The sequence below is a fragment of the Mesorhizobium sp. M8A.F.Ca.ET.161.01.1.1 genome, assembly GCF_004792105.1.
Classification (GTDB): domain Bacteria; phylum Pseudomonadota; class Alphaproteobacteria; order Rhizobiales; family Rhizobiaceae; genus Mesorhizobium.
This window is the reverse complement of sequence record NZ_SRTD01000002.1, coordinates 296201-313062: the sequence shown is the minus strand read 5'-3', so window position 1 is coordinate 313062 and position 16862 is coordinate 296201. Positions and strand designations below refer to the sequence as shown.

Below are 16862 nucleotides of genomic sequence, written 5' to 3'. Positions count from 1 at the left end.
CTTTAAGCCGGCAACGGGTTCTTTAGTTTAGGTGCGCCGCAACATCCGCTTGGAGAATGGCGGCCAGATGTGGCAGGGTTCGGCCAGCTAAACGCCGATCCCGGGGCCCCATGGCAATTCTGGCAGCCGTCTATCACCTGACCCACTACAAATATGACCGGCCGGTGGTGCTCGGCCCTCAAATCATCAGGCTTCAGCCTGCACCGCATTCCCGCACCAAGGTGTTGAGCCATTCGCTGAAGGTCGAACCGGCGAACCATTTCGTCAATCTGCAACAGGATCCCTACGGCAATTTCCTCGCCCGGTTCGTCTTTCCCGAGCCGGTGACGGAGCTGAAGATCGAGGTCGACCTCGTCGCCGACATGACCGTCTACAATCCGTTCGACTTCTTCGTCGAACCGTCGGCGGAGGCGTTCCCGTTCGATTATCCCGAGGAAATCAGGGAGGATCTGGCCATCTACCGGACACCGGAGCCGGCGGGGCCGCTTCTCTCGGCTTTCCTGGAATCCGTCGACCGCAGCGCGCCCAACACGGTCAATTTCCTCGTCGACCTCAATGCAAGGCTGCAGCGCGAGATCGCCTATATCGTGCGCATGGAGACCGGCGTCTTCTCACCGGAGGAAACGCTGGCCGCGGGCAAGGGTTCGTGCCGCGATTCAAGCTGGCTGCTGGTGCAGATCCTGCGCAATCTCGGCATCGCCGCGCGCTTCGTCTCGGGCTACCTGATCCAACTCAAGCCCGACCTTGTCGCGCTGGATGGGCCCGCAGGTACATCGGTCGATTTCACCGACCTGCATGCCTGGTGCGAGGTCTATCTTCCCGGCGCCGGCTGGATCGGCTTCGACCCGACCTCCGGCCTGCTCACCGGCGAGAGCCATGTGCCGCTGGCCGCGACACCGCATTTCCGCAATGCGGCACCGATTTCGGGCATGGCGAGCTTTGCCAATGTCGAGTTCGGCTTCGACATGCGGGTCGATCGCATCGCCGAACATCCGCGCATCACCAAGCCGTTCTCGGATGAAAGCTGGCAGGCGCTGGACGCGCTCGGCAACAAGGTCGATGCCGCGCTCGCGGCCGGGGATGTGCGGCTGACGATGGGCGGCGAGCCGACCTTCGTGTCGATCGACGATTTCGAATCCGCCGAGTGGAACACGGCCGCCGTCGGGCCGACCAAGCGCGAAAAGGCCGACGCGCTGATCCGCCGGCTGCGCGAGCGCTTCGCGCCGGGAGGCTTTCTGCACTACGGCCAGGGCAAATGGTATCCCGGCGAAAGCCTGCCGCGCTGGACGTTTTCGCTCTACTGGCGCGCCGACGGCGAGCCGGTATGGAGCGACCCGTCGCTGATCGCGCGGGAGAAAAGCTCGGCCGATATCGGGCCGAAACAGGCCGAAAGCCTGCTGACGGCGATCGCCGGCGAGCTCGGCATCGACACCTCCATGGTCAGCGAAGCCTATGAGGACCCAGCCGAATGGCTGCTCAAGGAAGGCAAGCTGCCCGACAATGTCGACCCGTCCAACTCCAAGCTGGAAGACCCGGAAGAGCGCAGCCGCATGGCGAAGGTGTTCGAGCGCGGGCTGACCAAGCCGTCCGGCTATGTGCTGCCGGTTCAGCGCTGGAACAGCCAGGCGTCCGGCCAGCGCTGGCGGTCGGAAAAATGGACGACGCGGCGCGGCCGGTTGTTCCTGGTGCCCGGCGATTCGCCGGTCGGCTATCGTCTGCCGTTGGGAACGCTGCCCTATGTGCCGCCGGCGCAATTTCCCTACATCGTGCCTGTCGATCCGTCGCTGCCGCGTGGGCCGCTCCCCGTGCGGGAAGCGATCTTGCCGACGGCCGCTCCGGCCGAACTGGAAGGCGCCGACGAAATGGCCCGCCGCCAGCAGGCGGTATCCTTCACCGCTGTCAGTGGCCAGCAGGACCGCGTCGAGCAGGAGATCACCGAAATCGGCGGGGCGGTGCGCACGGCACTTTCGGTCGAACCGCGTGACGGAAGGCTGTGCGTTTTCATGCCGCCGGTCGAGGCGCTGGAAGACTATCTCGAACTCGTGGCCGCTGCCGAGAACGCTGCAAAGGCGATAGGCCTTCCCGTGCATATCGAGGGCTACGGCCCGCCGCACGATCCGCGCCTCAACGTCATCCGCGTGGCACCCGATCCCGGCGTCATCGAGGTCAACATCCATCCCGCCTCGAACTGGCAGGATTGCGTGGCGACCACGACGGCGATCTACGAGGAGGCGCGGCAGACGCGGCTGGGCGCCGACAAGTTCATGATCGACGGCCGCCACACCGGTACCGGCGGCGGCAACCATGTCGTGGTCGGCGGTGCCACGCCCAACGACAGCCCGTTCCTGCGCCGGCCCGATCTGCTGAAAAGCCTGGTGCTGCAATGGCAGCGGCGTCCCTCGCTGTCCTATCTGTTCTCCGGCCTGTTCATCGGCCCGACCAGCCAGGCGCCGCGCTTCGACGAGGCGCGGCACGATTCGCTCTATGAACTCGAGATCGCGATGGCGCAGGTGCCGCATCCCGACCAGGGTAATCCACCTCTGCCATGGCTGGTCGACCGCCTGTTCCGCAATCTGTTGACCGACGTCACCGGCAATACGCACCGCTCGGAAATCTGTATCGACAAGCTGTTTTCCCCCGATGGCCCAACTGGCCGGCTTGGCCTTGTCGAATTCCGTGGATTCGAGATGCCACCCAATGCGCGCATGTCTCTGGCGCAGCAGTTGCTGGTCAGGGCAATCATCGCACGCGCCTGGAAGAACCCGCTCGACGGGCGCTTCGTGCGCTGGGGCACCTCGCTGCATGACCGCTTCATGCTGCCGCACTATGTCTGGGCGGATTTTCTCGAGGTGCTCGACGACCTCAAGCTCAACGGCTTCGAGTTTCGGCCCGAATGGTTCGACGCCCAGCTCGAATTCCGCTTTCCCTTCTGCGGCGAAGTCCAGCATGCCGGCATCAAGCTGGAGCTTAGGCAGGCGCTGGAGCCGTGGCATGTGATGGGCGAGCAGGGCGCGATCGGCGGCACGGTGCGTTTCGTCGATTCCTCGGTCGAACGGCTGCAGGTCAAGACCGAAGGTCTCAATCCGGAGCGCCACGCGATCGTCTGCAACGGCCGCATCGTGCCGATGAGGGTTACCGACGACAGGGAGGTCGCGGTGGCGGGCGTGCGCTTCAAGGCCTGGCAGCCGGCCTCGGGGCTGCATCCCGCGCTGCCGGTCAACACGCCGCTGGTGTTCGACATCTATGATCGCTGGTCCGGCAGGGCGGTAGGCGGCTGCGTCTACCATGTCGCGCATCCCGGTGGGCGCAACTACGACACGTTTCCGGTCAACGGCAACGAGGCGGAGGCACGGCGGCTCGCCCGCTTCGAACCACGCGGCCATACGCCGTCCGGCTATGTGTTGCGCGAGGAACAGCCGGCGGAAGATTTCCCGATGACCCTTGACCTCAGGCGTCCACCAAGACTGTGATCTGACATGGCAAAGGGGAATCACAAAAGGGTACGCGGCAAGCCGCAGGCCCACAGCCTGCTGGAGCACTACCAGCCGATCGATGGCGTCGTCGACGAGATGGTTGACGCTTCGGGCAATCCCCGTCCGGTCTGGAAGCATTTTGTCGAGGCGCTGGACGAACTCGGGGCCGAAAAGCTCGGTCAGCGCTTCGCCCGCGCCGACCAGTATCTGCGTGATGCCGGTGTTTACTACCGCGTCTATGACAAGGCGGGCGCCAACGAGCGCGAATGGCCGCTGGCGCATATTCCCGTGCTCATCGAGGACAGCGAGTGGCAGGCGATCAGCGCCGGCCTGGTGCAGCGCGCCGACCTGTTCGAGGAAATTGTCGCCGATATCCATGGGCAGAACCGGCTGATCGACAAAGGCATCCTGCCGGCAGGGCTGATCGCGGCGAGCCCCGAATATTTGCGACCCGTGGTTGGCACCACGCCGGCGGGGGGGCATTTCCTGCACTTCTGCGCCTTCGAACTCGGCCGGGGCCCTGACGGCCGCTGGTGGGTGCTGGGCGACCGCACCCAGGCGCCTTCAGGCGCCGGTTTCGCGCTGGAGAACCGCGTCGCCACCACGCGCGCCTTGTCCGACATCTATGGCGAGATGCATGTGCACCGGCTCGCCGGCTTCTTCCGTCGCTTCCGCGATGCGCTGATCGGCATGGCAAAGGAGAGCGACGGCCGCGTCGCCATCCTGACGCCGGGCCCCCTCAACGAAACCTACTACGAACACGCCTATATCGCCCGCTACCTCGGCATCATGCTGCTCGAAGGCGAGGATCTGACCGTTTCCGGCGGCAGGCTGATGGTGCGCACCGTGTCCGGCCTGATGCCGATCAGCGTGCTGTGGCGGCGGCTCGACGCCGCCTTCGCCGATCCGCTCGAACTGCGCCCGGATTCGCAGATCGGTACGCCGGGCCTGGTCGAAGCGATCCGGCAAGGCACGGTGTCCACCGTCAATGCGCTTGGCTCTGGCCTGATGGAGACGCGTGCGCTGCTTGCCTTCCTGCCCAAGATCGCGCGCGAATTGTGGGGCGAGGAGCTGCTTTTGCCCAGTGTGGCGACATGGTGGTGCGGGCAGGAGACGGAGCGCGCCCATGTGCTCGCCAATATCGATCGCATGGTGGTCGGCCCGGCGCTGTCGACAAGACTTGCCTTTGAGGATGACGGACAGACAAAGCTCGGCTCGGCGCTGTCGGTCGGGGAACGGGCGGAGCTGGTGGCGCGCATCGAACGCGATGGCGAGGCCTTCGTTGGCCAGGAAGCGGTGACGCTTTCGACGACGCCCGTCTATGTCGGCGGCTGGCTGGAGCCCCGGCCGGCGAGCTTGCGCGTCTATCTGGCGCGCACGCCCGAGGGCTGGACGGTGATGCCGGGCGGTTTTGCCCGTGTTGGCCTGTCGCTCGACCCGACGGCGATCGCCATGCAGCGCGGCGGCCAGGCGGCTGATGTCTGGGTGGTCAGTGACAAACCGGTCGAGCGCGAGACGCTGCTGCCGCAAGAGGGCGACAGCTTCAACCGCACCAGGCCGGGCAGCCTGCCCAGCCGCGCGGCGGAAAACCTGACCTGGCTCGGCCGCTACATCGAACGTTCGGAAGACACCGTGCGCATCCTGCGCGCCTATCATGTGCGGCTCGCCGAAACATCCGATCCCGACATGCCGCTGCTGGCCGACATCAGGGACTATCTCGAACCGTTCGGCATCGATGTCGAGACGGCGATCCCGTCAGGATTGATCGGTACGCTCGACAGCGCCGTCTACAGCGCCGGCCAGATCCGCGATCGTTTCTCGCCGGATGGCTGGCTGGCGCTCAAGGATTTGTCGAAGACCATCCATCAGTTCGCTACCACCGTGGCGCCCGGCGACGACGCGACGCGGGCCATGACCGTCATCCTGCGCAAGCTTGCCGGATTCTCAGGCCTTTTGCATGAGAACATGTACCGTTTCGCGGGCTGGCGCTTCCTCGAGATCGGCCGGCGGCTGGAGCGCGGTATCCAGATCGCCGGCACGCTGGCCCGACTGACCGGCAGCAAGGCGCCGGATGGCGCGCTGGATATGATGCTGGAGATCGGCGACAGCGTCATGACCCATCGCCGGCAATATCCGGTGCAGGCCGGCCGGCGCACGGTGATCGATCTCCTGGCGCTCGATCCGCTCAATCCACGCTCCATCCTGTTCCAGTTGGAAAGGCTGAAGGCCGAGATCGGGCTGTTGCCGACGACAGGCGGCGAGGGGCATATGTCGGCAGCGGCCAAGGAGATCCTGCAGCTCAACACGGCCATCGCCATCAAGGAACCGGCTGACATGACGACGAAGGCGCTGAACGAACTCGCCAGCGAAATCGGCGGCCTCTACAACAGCCTCGCCAGAGCCTATTTCGGCTAGAAAGCAATGGCCATGCTGTACGACATCCGGCTTCTGCTTCATTACGACTACGCCGCCGCTGCCGGCGGCGGCCGGCATCAGGTGCGGGTGCTGCCGCCGACCATCAGCGGCGTGCAACGGGTCATCGCCGCTTCGCTCTCCTTCGAGCCGGCGCCCAATGAACGATCCGACTTCACCGATTTTTTCGGCAACAACGTCACTTCGATCGCGTTTCGCGACGCGCATGAAGCGCTCGACATAAGGATGAGCGCGCGCGTGGCGGTGTCGCGGCCCGAGCCCGGGCTCGACGTGTCGCCTGATATCGGCCGGCTCAGGCGGGAACTGGCCGCCGTGCGGTCGCTGGCGCCCGCCTCGCCGCACCATTTCCTGGCCGCCAGCAGCCATGCGGGTATCGATGCGGCGATCACCGCATTCGCGCAAGACAGCGTCGGAAACTCGGCCGCTGGGACGGCGACGGACCTATGCAACCGCATCCATCGCGATTTCACCTATGATGGCGAAGCGACCACGGTGCGGACCCGGGCCAGCGATGCCTTCCGGCTGAAGCGCGGGGTCTGCCAGGATTTCTCCCACATCATGATCGCCGGGCTGCGCGGTCTCGGCATTCCGGCCGGCTATGTCAGCGGCTTCCTGCGTACCATTCCGCCCAAGGGCAAGCCCCGGCTGGAAGGTGCGGATGCCATGCATGCCTGGGTCAAGGTCTGGTGCGGGCGTGATGCCGGCTGGCAGGAGTTCGACCCGACCAACGGCATGCGGGCTTCCAACGACCATATCACTGTCGGTTACGGGCGCGACTATTCGGATGTGGCGCCCATCGTCGGTGTGCTGAAGACGACCGGCGGCCAGGTCGGGGAGCAGGCTGTCGACGTCATCCCGGTGGTGCTCGAAAAGGCGTGAAAACGGGCGCGCCGACTTGCCCGGCGCCGCGAGTGCCCGCGATAGATGGAGTAGACTTCTCAAACATCGATGAGGCCATTGGAGCAGTTCACCGTTTCACGGAAACGGCGAGCCGCTCTAACCCCTTGATTTGGCGCAATTCCGAACGGAAAAACCGTTTCGCACTTTACCTGGAATTGCTTTAGTCTGTATTCGTTCCGAGGGAGAATAGTCTTAAGCGGCTGCGTACAGGTGCGGGTTTGTCATTGAAAACTGTCAGCGTCGTCATACCCGCGCACAATGCGGCGGCAACGATTGCCAAAACGCTGGCGTCGCTTGGCGGAGAGGCCGGGTTTATCGGCGAGATTCTGCTGGTCGACGATCAATCGACCGATGGCACGGCCGATGCTGCGCGGCAGGCGGCGGCGCGATCCTCCCTGCCGCTGCGTGTACTGCCGGCCAATTGCCGCGACGCCGGCGGCGCCCGCAACCTGGCGCTCGATGAGGCGATCCATCCATGGGTCTACCTGATCGATGCAGACGACCTGCATCTTCAGGGTGGCTTGCGCTCCTTGCTGTCGCAAGCGGAAAGCCAGCCCAGGGCCGACATGATCGTCGGCGCCTTCCGGCGCAGGGTGAACGGCGAGGACCGGCAGATCAAGGTGCCAAACGGATATACCGCGGCCTGCCTCACCAATGCCTCCGCCTATGTGAAGGGGGATATACGCTCGGTGGCGGTGGGCAGCGTGCTGGCTTCCCGGCGTCTCATCGGCGAGACCCGGTTCCCAGTCGGGCTCGCCTTCGATGAGGACACGCTGTTCTGGGCGCGGCTGATGAGCAAGGCGTCGCTGGCCATGGTTCAGCGTCCCGTCATGATTTACGAAGTTTCAGCGGAGCGCTCCGATGATCGCTTCACGGTCAACCCGGCGCGCCGCTTCCTGGATTGGCGCCGGGAGTTGCGGATGCTCACCGATTGCGGCATCCCGATTTCGGCACTGAAAGCCAGAGAGGGCCTTGTCGCGCTCAAGATCGCCCGCGTCCACTATGCGCGGGGCGACCTGGAGACCGCGTCGCGCTTCCTGGCGGTGGCCGCGGCCGCACCGAAACGGCGCTCGGAAGCCTGGCGCTGCCTGCGCTACACGCTCAAGCTCAAGGTGCGGCGCCGGCTGTCCTTTCCGCTGACCCAGATGCAGGGCGCGTTGTAGGCCTCGCGCCGCGCCAGGCGCCGACGCCAGCAGGATCGCCTGCTTTGCAGACGGCGTGTGGAACCAGCAGTCAACCAGCAGCTTATCTACGCGTATTTGCGTGGAGCTTACATGCTGCAGAGATCAGGACTGTCGCTCAGCCCGTCGGCGGAGACAGATGCATCGCCGCGGAACGGGGCGCAAAGCTCAGCCAAGCATGCCGCGCTGACCTATGTCAGCGATGCCGAGCCCGGTATCCGCCGGCTGAAGGCGGGCAAGGGATTTACTTACAGAGGACCGGAGGGGAAAGCGGTGTCCGACGCCGCCAGGGCGCGCATCGCTGCGATCGTCATTCCGCCGGCCTGGACGAATGTCTGGATTTCGCCCGATCCGAACGGGCATATCCAGGCGACCGGGAGGGATCAGCGGGGACGCAAGCAGTATCGCTATCATCCGCAATGGGCCGAGGAGCGCGACGGCGCCAAATATTCGAGCCTCATCGCTTTCGCCCAAAGCCTGCCGGACCTTCGGCGCAGGATCGACAGCGACCTGCGCCGTCGCGGCCTGCCGCTCGAACGCGTCGTCGCCGCGGTGGTCTGGCTGCTCGACAACACGATGATCCGCGTCGGCAATGCCGCCTATGCACGCGACAACAAGAGCTTCGGCCTGACGACATTGCGGGACCGGCATGTCGACATCAAGGGATCAAGCCTGCGCTTTGCCTTCAAGGGCAAGTCCGGCAAGGAATGGAGATTGAAGCTGGTCGACCGCCGCATCGCCGGGATCGTTCGGGGCGCGCAGGACCTGCCGGGGCAGAAGCTGTTCCAATATCTCGACGAGGCCGGCAACAGGCGCCCTGTGCGCTCCGACGACGTCAACCACTATATACGCGAAGCGGCCGGCGACGCGTTCAGTTCGAAGCATTTCCGCACGTGGGGCGGCACCATCCACGCCGCGTCGCTGTTTGCGCAGACGGAACTGCCCGAAAGCCAGGCGCAGCAAAAGCGGGTGATGAACAGCGTCATCGACAAGGTGGCCGAGCGGCTGGGCAACACTCGTGCGGTCTGCCGCAAATGCTATATCCATCCGCAGGTTTTCGAGGCCTGGTCGCAGGGACGGCTGCTTGCCGAAATGGCGGAAGCCAACAAGCGCAAGCGGTCCATAGACGGTCTCGATGAGGAGGAGGCGCTTGTGCTGAGATGGCTGGAAACACACGAAAGCTAACCCGGCGCGACTGACGAACACCGAATCCGCAGCTGCCGGATTTTTTTATCGACGCCGTGTCGGGATCGGTCCTACTGTTTCGTCCTTTGATACAGAAAGGACCGATCATGCTCTACGCCATCCTGTGCTATGCTTCCGAAGACGTCGTCAGCTCCTGGAGCAAGGCGCAGGACGACGAAGTGATGGCCAATCTCCTCAACGTCCAGGACAAATATGCCAAGGCCGGCCGGCTCGGCCCGGTGGCGCGGCTTTTGCCGACGACAGCGGCGACGACACTGCGGAAGGTCAAGGGCGAATCCGTTGTCATCGACGGGCCGTTCGCCGAGACCAAGGAACAGTTCCTTGGCTTCTACACGCTCGAATGCGCCGATCTCGACGAGGCCGTGGAATTCGCCCGCGAACTCTCCGAGGTCAACCCGAGCGGCGGCTCGTATGAGATCCGGCCGGTGTCCGTCTTCAATCCCACCGGGGTTGCCGTATGACCGAACTTGCCTGGATAAGCTCGGCCATCAGTGCCGCCCGTCCGCAGGCGATGGGCGCGCTGCTGCGCTATTTCCGCGACCTCGACACCGCGGAAGAAGCTTTCCAGGATGCCTGCCTCAGGGCGCTCAAGAACTGGCCGCAGAATGGACCGCCACGCGATCCAGCGGCCTGGCTGATCTTTGTCGGCCGCAACAGCGGCATCGACGCGGTGCGCAAGCGCGCCAAGCAGGCGCCGATGCCGGAGGAAGACCAGATTTCCGATCTGGAAGACGCCGAGAGCGATATCGCCGAGCGGCTCGATGGCGCGCATTACCGCGACGACATATTGCGGCTGCTGTTCATCTGCTGTCACCCTGATTTGCCCGCGACGCAGCAGATCGCGGTCGCGCTGCGCATCGTCTCCGGCCTCACCGTCAAGCAGATCGCGCGTGCCTTCCTGGTCGGCGAGAGCGCCATGGAACAGCGCATCACCCGCGCCAAGGCGCGCATTGCCGATGCGGGCGTGCCGTTCGAGACGCCGGGCGCGGCCGAGCGCTCCGAACGGCTCGCTGCGGTCGCCGCCATGGTCTACCTGATCTTCAACGAGGGGTACTCGACCAACAGCGGCGAAGCGCCGGCCCGCGCGCCGCTGTGCGAGGAGGCGATCCGGCTGGCCCGGCTGCTGCTGAGGCTATTCCAGACCGAGCCGGAGATCATGGGGCTGACGGCATTGCTTCTGCTGCAGCACGCGCGCGCACCGGCCCGTTTCGACGGCGACGGCGAGATCGTGCTGCTCGAGGACCAGGATCGGCGCCTGTGGAGCCGCAAGATGATCGAGGAAGGGCTGGCGCTGGTCGACAAGGCCCTGCGCCACCGCAAGCCCGGTCCTTATCAGGTGCAAGCGGCGATCGCCGCACTCCATGCGCGGGCGGCGAAAGCCGAGGACACGGACTGGGTGGAGATCGACCTGCTTTACGGCCTGCTCGAACAGATGCAGCCGTCGCCGGTCATCACCCTCAACCGTGCGGTCGCGGTCGCCAAGGTGCGTGGACCGGAAGCGGCACTGGCGATGATCGAGCCGCTCGAGCCGAGGCTTTCCGGCTATTTCCATTTCTTCGGCCTCAAGGGCGGGCTTCTGATGCAGCTCGACCGGGGCGAGGAGGCACGCATTGCCTTCGACCGCGCCATCGCGCTGGCCAACACGGCGGCGGAAGCGGCCCATATCCGCATGCATATCGACCGCCTGATCAAGGACGGCGCCGTGCGCGCGCCGGCGACAAAGGCAAACTGAGCCCCCTCTGCCCGTTCAGCCCAGGCATCGTCTGGCTCAATCGTGCGGCTTGGGCTTGGACCATGCCGGGGTGGCGATTTTCCCCTGAAACAGGTAATGGCACGCCATGACAGCCCCTTCCAGCCGCGACGGCGCCGGGAAGGCATGGCGCAAGGCGTTGACCCCAGCCATATGAGCGGCGGGATCTGAAAGGAACAAAAATGACGATAGCGAAGGAAACGGCCGAGCTTCTGGCGAAACTGGGCGTGGCCAAGGAGGCGCTTGACGGCGGCGACCTGATCGTGCGCAGCCCGGTGACGGGTGAGCAGATCGCGGCGCTGAAGACGATCTCGCCGGCCGATGCGGCAAAGACCATCGACGGAGCGCACAAGGCATTCCAGTCCTGGCGGCTGGTGCCAGGTCCCAAGCGCGGCGAACTGGTGCGGCTGCTGGGCGAGGAACTGCGCGCGCACAAGGCTGAGCTTGGCCGGCTGGTGTCGATCGAGGTCGGCAAGATCCCCTCCGAAGGGCTCGGCGAAGTGCAGGAAATGATCGACATCTGCGATTTCGCCGTCGGTCTGTCCCGTCAATTGTACGGGCTGACCATCGCCACCGAGCGTCCCGGCCACCGTATGATGGAAACCTGGCATCCGCTGGGCGTCGTCGGTGTCATCTCGGCTTTCAACTTCCCGGTCGCGGTGTGGTCGTGGAACGGGGCGCTTGCCCTGGTCTGCGGCGATGCCGTGGTATGGAAACCTTCCGAGAAGACGCCGCTGACGGCGCTTGCCTGCGAAGCGATCTTCAAGCGTGCCGTCAAGCGTTTCGGCCCCGACGCACCGCAAGGCCTGGCGCCGGTGCTGATCGGCGACCGCGCGGTCGGCGAGATCCTGGTCGATCATCCCAAGGTGCCGCTGGTTTCGGCCACCGGCTCGACCCGCATGGGCCGGGATGTCGGTCCTCGCCTGGCCAAGCGTTTTGCACGCGCAGTGCTGGAACTGGGCGGCAACAATGCCGGCATCGTCTGCCCGACGGCCGATCTCGACATGGCGCTGCGCGCCATCGCCTTCGGCGCCATGGGCACGGCCGGCCAGCGCTGCACGACGCTGCGCCGCCTGTTCGTCCATGACAGCGTCTACGATGCCTTGGTGCCGCGCCTGAAGAAGGCCTATCAGAGCGTTTCGGTCGGCAATCCGCTGGAGACCTCCTCGCTGGTTGGGCCGTTGATCGACAAGGCCGCGTTCGATGCCATGCAGAAGGCCCTGAGCGAAGCGACCGCCCATGGCGGCAAGGTGACCGGCGGGACGCGTGTCGAGAACGGCCATCCCGATGCCTATTATGTCCATCCGGCGCTGGTCGAAATGCCGAAACAGGTTGCACCGGTGACGGAAGAGACCTTCGCGCCGATCCTCTATGTGATGAAGTATTCCGACTTCGATGCCGTCCTCGACGAGCACAATGCTGTCGGCGCCGGCCTGTCGTCGTCGATCTTCACCCGTGACCTGCAGGAATCCGAGCGTTTCCTCGGTGTGGACGGCTCGGATTGCGGCATCGCCAACGTCAACATCGGCACCTCCGGGGCCGAAATCGGCGGCGCGTTCGGTGGTGAAAAGGAAACTGGGGGCGGCCGCGAGAGCGGCTCCGATGCGTGGAAGGCCTATATGCGCCGCGCCACCAACACGGTGAACTATTCCAAGGCGCTGCCGCTCGCCCAAGGCGTCTCGTTCGACATCGATTGAGAATGCCAGGGGTGCCCCCGTCAGGTCGATCAGCTGCGCGAGCATCAATCGACACAGGTGGAGGGTGTACACGCGGCTGTAGCGCTGGACAGCTTCCGACACTTGTCCAGCGTCGGCTTTTTCGTAACTGGGCGCTGGCAGAGCCTGCCGACGCTGCCGAGGTCGTCGGCGTCGCGCAGCCACGCAAACGCGGAACCGGTCAATCCACCTGTTCTGGCACAATTCCGGACGGAAAACGTTTCACCGCTGAAATGGCTCTCGTGCGCCGCTGCTCAGCCGTCGCCTTGCGATGGCGGGAAGCAGGCCTTGAAGGCCGTGTCGACGACGGCCAGCTTGGCCGCCTGGACGGTCATGTATTCCTCGTAAAATCGGTGCGACACCCACATCACCGAATGGCCGCGCTGACCAAGCCAGCCAATGCTGCCGAGCTCCTCTGCCGTGCGCAGTTTGCGGCCGAGATGGGTCCGCGACAGCTTGAGCCATTTGGCGAAGTCACCGATCGAAACCACGCTGGTCGGAATCCGCTCCAGGCCGGCGTGGGTGGGGTCGATGCCCGACATCAGCCAGTCCATGACGATGCCGCCATTGTTGAGCCAGATGAACAGGGAAAAGGTCTGGTTGGGTTCGCGCACCGGCTTGGACGCAAGCAGTCCGTCAGCCACCAGGGGCTGCAGCGTGGCAAGCATCTCGGGCCGCTCCAAATATCTGGCCAGCCGGTCGCCGCCATCGATATGGTCAAGCGTGCGCAGATGGGCTGTTACCCAGCCGGTGAATCGCTCGATGGTCGCCGCTGTCGGCTGCAGGGGATGCGTGCGACCGTCCCCGCCCGCCACATACTCGGCGATGTTGTAGTGCAGCATCTCCTTGATGAAGGCGTCCGCGGTATTGCGGCTGGCCACCGCATTCTTGTGCACGACCTCGATGAAACGCGATACGGTCAGTTCCTTGCGGCGGTCATTCGGGTCGCGCCTGAAGTGCATGGCAAGGCCAACATGACCCAACAGCCAACGCTGCTGGGTGGCAAAGATGGAAGCCAGCCGCGGGCTTTCCTCGTAGATACGGATCAGGGACTGCGACTGTTCCTGAACGTAGCGGTGCAAGGCCGGATGGCCGGCTATGTCTTCCAGATTCAGCGCTGATCTCCCGATGCTTTGAATCACCTCGGATGGCGAGGTTGCGTTCCCCATTTTCCAGTCTTCACCACGCGTGTCCAGACGTACCAATTGCGAAGGACAGGGCCAGCCGAGCCACAGATCACGGCACGGTTACATGCGCATTTCGCCAACCGCTTGCTATGGCTTGGAAAACGCCTCTCAACTATGGTCAGCCGAACGGTGGAATCCAGCCAAGCGAGCGGCGTGGTGCGACGATTGTCTGCAGGGGCATTTCCAGTTGCTGGCCCATGGCGGCATCTTTCACCCCCATCCCCCGGGCGAAGTCGAATTAACCGTTGGACAGGTTCGATCCCACCTTCCGGCTGGAGGTCAGGCCGGCCCGGCGGGGTCAAGTCGCTTCACTCGGCGGCCTCGACCCGATTGGCCGCGATGATCGCCCGGATCTCGGACCGGCAGGAGCCGCAATTGGTGCCCGCCTTCAGCGTGGCGCCGATGGCGTCGACGCTGGTGCAGCCAGCCGCCACCGCAGCCGTGATCTGGTTGACCCCAACGTTGAAACAGGAGCAGACGGTCGCGCCGGCATCTGGCCGCTCGGCACCGGCGCGGCCGGCGACGATCCTGAAACGCTGCCGCTGGCTGGCGTGGACCTCATCGAGTTGCTCGGCCGCCCAGCCGCGCGACACCGCGACCGGACCGGGCGCGATGAACAAGGCACCCGCCAGATGCTCGCCGTCGAAGGCGGCGATGCGGTGCTGGCCGGCCTCGCGGTCGTGATAGGCAAGCATTTCGCCATCCGCAGCATCGAAGAGCGAACCGGCGAAGGCCGTCCAGTCGACATCGTCGCGGGCAAAGGCGAGCTCGACCCGCCAGCCGCCCCGGCATCTGGCTACCGCCCAATAGTCGGCCATCGCCACGGGCCTTTTGCGTGTCACGGCAAAGCCGAATGCCCGAGCGGTGAATTTCTCGATGCGGGCCGCGACATGCTTCAGCGCCGGCTGGCCCGACACCGGATCGGTAAGCGATGTGGTGAGCGTGTCGAGCCGACCCCTGGCGGCGAATTGATCGGTCCAGTGCATCGGCGCGAACAGGCTGCCCTGACGCTGGCGCGTGGTCACCAGCGCGCGGACCAGCACTTCGCCGCGCGGAGTCGAGACGCGTGCGATGTCAGCATCGCCAACGCCGTGGCGTTGCGCATCCACCGGGTGGATTTCGACGAAGGGCTCGGCGATGTGCTGGGACAGGCGCGGGCTTTTGCCGGTGCGGGTCATGGTATGCCAGTGGTCGCGGATGCGGCCAGTGTTGAGGATGAGCGGGAAGTCGGGGGTGGTGCGGGTTTCGACGGTCGGGCGGATGGCGATGAAGCGCGCCTTGCGGTCGGGCGTGTAGAAGTTGCCGTTGGCGAAGAAGCGAGTGGGCTGGTGCCCGGTCGAGTTGACCGCGTCGGGCGGAGGTTCAGCTTGAGTACTTCCGCCTGGCTGAAGTGCTGGCCACTGAAACGGCGCAAGCGCTTCATACCCATCGGCGTCAACATCAGCATAGGCCCCGATGTCAAAATCCCGCGCGCCGTCATTCTCGAATCCTGACAACGCGGCGTGCTCAGCAAAAATCTCCGCTGGCGTCTCATGCGCGAACGCGTCGTCAAAGCCCATGCGCCGCGCCACCTCGGCAATGATCCACCAGTCGGGCCGCGCCTCGCCGGGGGCCGGCAAGAACGCGCGCTGGCGCGAGATGCAGCGCTCGGAATTGGTGACGGTGCCGTCCTTCTCGCCCCAGGCCGTCGCCGGCAGCCGGACATGGGCATGGCGGACCGTGTCGGTCTCGGCCAGCACGTCCGACACCACCACGAAGGGGCAGGCCTTGATCGCCGCTTCGACGGCGCCTGCATCCGGCATCGAATCGACCGGGTTGGTGGCCATGATCCACAGTGCTTTCACGCGCCCGTCGGCAACCGCCTTGAACATCTCGACCGCCTTGAGGCCGGGCTTGCCTGCAATCTCCGGTGTCTTCCAGAAGCGACGCACGCGTTCGCGATGCTCGAGATTTTCGATCTCCATATGGGCGGCGAGCATGTTGGCCATGCCGCCGACCTCGCGGCCGCCCATGGCATTGGGCTGGCCGGTGACCGAGAACGGTCCGGCGCCGGGCTTTCCGATACGGCCAGTGGCAAGATGGCAGTTGATGATGGCGTTGACCTTGTCGGTGCCCTGGGACGACTGGTTGACGCCCTGGCTGTAGACGGTGACGGTCTTTTCGGTCCTGGCAAACAGGCTGTAGAAACGGCCGATCTCGTCTTCGCTGAGCCCCGTGGCGGCAGCGACGCCGGCAAGGTCGAGCGCCGAGGCGGCGAACAGTGCCTGTCCAAAGCCGGACGTATGCGCCGTGATATAGGCACGGTCGAGCGCATTGTGCTGACCGAGCCATGCCAGCAGGCCGGTGAACAGGGCGACGTCGCCATCCGGCGCGATCGCCAGGTGCATGTCGGCGATATCAGATGTCATGGTGCGGCGCGGGTCGACCAGCACCACCTTCATCTCGGGCCGTTTTTCGCGGGCAGCCGCGATGCGCTGATAAAGCACCGGATGGCACCAGGCGAGGTTGGATCCGACCAGCACGACCAGATCAGCCAGTTCCAGATCCTCGTAGCTTCCCGGCACCGTGTCGGAGCCGAAGGCGCGGCGGTGGCCGGCGACGGACGAAGCCATGCAGAGCCGCGAATTGGTGTCGATGTTGGCCGAGCCGACAAAGCCCTTCATCAGCTTGTTGGCGAGGTAGTAATCCTCGGTCAGCAACTGGCCGGAGACGTAGAAGGCGACCGCGTCGGGACCATGGTCGGTAACGACTTGCGAGAAGGTCGAGGCGACGAGGTCGAGCGCCTCGTCCCAAGAGGAGCCCCGGCCGTGGATTTGCGGACCGAGCAACCGGCCGTCGAGGCCGATGGTCTCGGCGAGCGCGGAGCCCTTCGAGCATAGCCGGCCGAAATTCGCCGGATGATCGGGGTCGCCACGGACGGACACCTGCCCGTCCGTGGCGACCTTTGCCAGCACGCCGCAGCCCACCCCGCAATAGGGGCAGGTGGTCCTCACCTCTCGCGCTTCAACGATCTCCAT

Annotated in this window: 10 protein-coding genes; 8 read left to right on the top strand and 2 right to left on the bottom strand. The window is 65.0% G+C overall.

Features of this window, described 5'->3' with window-relative positions:
* Positions 1-110: 110 nt before the first annotated feature.
* The 8 genes from EN804_RS06530 to EN804_RS06495 all read left to right on the top strand — a co-directional run bounded on the left by EN804_RS06530 (position 111) and on the right by EN804_RS06495 (position 12640).
* Entirely contained in the window at positions 111-3470 is a 3360-nt protein-coding gene (locus EN804_RS06530; protein WP_127869856.1) for a transglutaminase family protein, read from the top strand.
* 6 nt (positions 3471-3476) lie between these two features.
* Complete coding sequence (locus EN804_RS06525) at positions 3477-5888, top strand: circularly permuted type 2 ATP-grasp protein (protein ID WP_135918951.1); 2412 nt, start codon at positions 3477-3479, stop codon at positions 5886-5888.
* 12 nt (positions 5889-5900) lie between these two features.
* The gene (locus EN804_RS06520) at positions 5901-6785 is read left to right on the top strand and encodes a transglutaminase family protein (RefSeq protein ID WP_127275605.1); all 885 of its coding nucleotides are present in this window, start codon (positions 5901-5903) and stop codon (positions 6783-6785) included.
* A 245-nt stretch (positions 6786-7030) separates the two neighbouring features.
* On the top strand, positions 7031-7969 hold the full coding sequence (locus EN804_RS06515; RefSeq protein WP_135918950.1) for a glycosyltransferase family A protein: 939 nt from the start codon (positions 7031-7033) through the stop codon (positions 7967-7969).
* Positions 7970-8080: 111 nt separating this feature from the next.
* Entirely contained in the window at positions 8081-9172 is a 1092-nt protein-coding gene (locus EN804_RS06510; protein ID WP_135865523.1) for a DNA topoisomerase IB, read from the top strand.
* A 107-nt stretch (positions 9173-9279) separates the two neighbouring features.
* The gene (locus tag EN804_RS06505) at positions 9280-9654 is read left to right on the top strand and encodes a YciI family protein (protein WP_127275602.1); all 375 of its coding nucleotides are present in this window, start codon (positions 9280-9282) and stop codon (positions 9652-9654) included.
* The gene (locus tag EN804_RS06500; protein WP_127275601.1) at positions 9651-10925 is read left to right on the top strand and encodes an RNA polymerase sigma factor; all 1275 of its coding nucleotides are present in this window, start codon (positions 9651-9653) and stop codon (positions 10923-10925) included. Before EN804_RS06505 ends, EN804_RS06500 begins: the two co-directional genes overlap by 4 nt.
* 200 nt (positions 10926-11125) lie before the next feature.
* Positions 11126-12640: an aldehyde dehydrogenase family protein gene (locus EN804_RS06495; RefSeq protein WP_135918949.1), complete on the top strand. Its 1515-nt coding sequence runs from the start codon at positions 11126-11128 to the stop codon at positions 12638-12640.
* 272 nt (positions 12641-12912) lie between these two features.
* Here the strand turns inward: EN804_RS06495 and EN804_RS06490 are convergent, their stop codons facing one another.
* Both EN804_RS06490 and EN804_RS06485 read right to left on the bottom strand, forming a co-directional pair.
* Positions 12913-13827, bottom strand: coding sequence for a hypothetical protein (locus EN804_RS06490; RefSeq protein WP_135918948.1), 915 nt, complete (start codon positions 13825-13827; stop codon positions 12913-12915).
* A 326-nt stretch (positions 13828-14153) separates the two neighbouring features.
* Complete coding sequence (locus tag EN804_RS06485) at positions 14154-16862, bottom strand: nitrate reductase (RefSeq protein ID WP_135918947.1); 2709 nt, start codon at positions 16860-16862, stop codon at positions 14154-14156.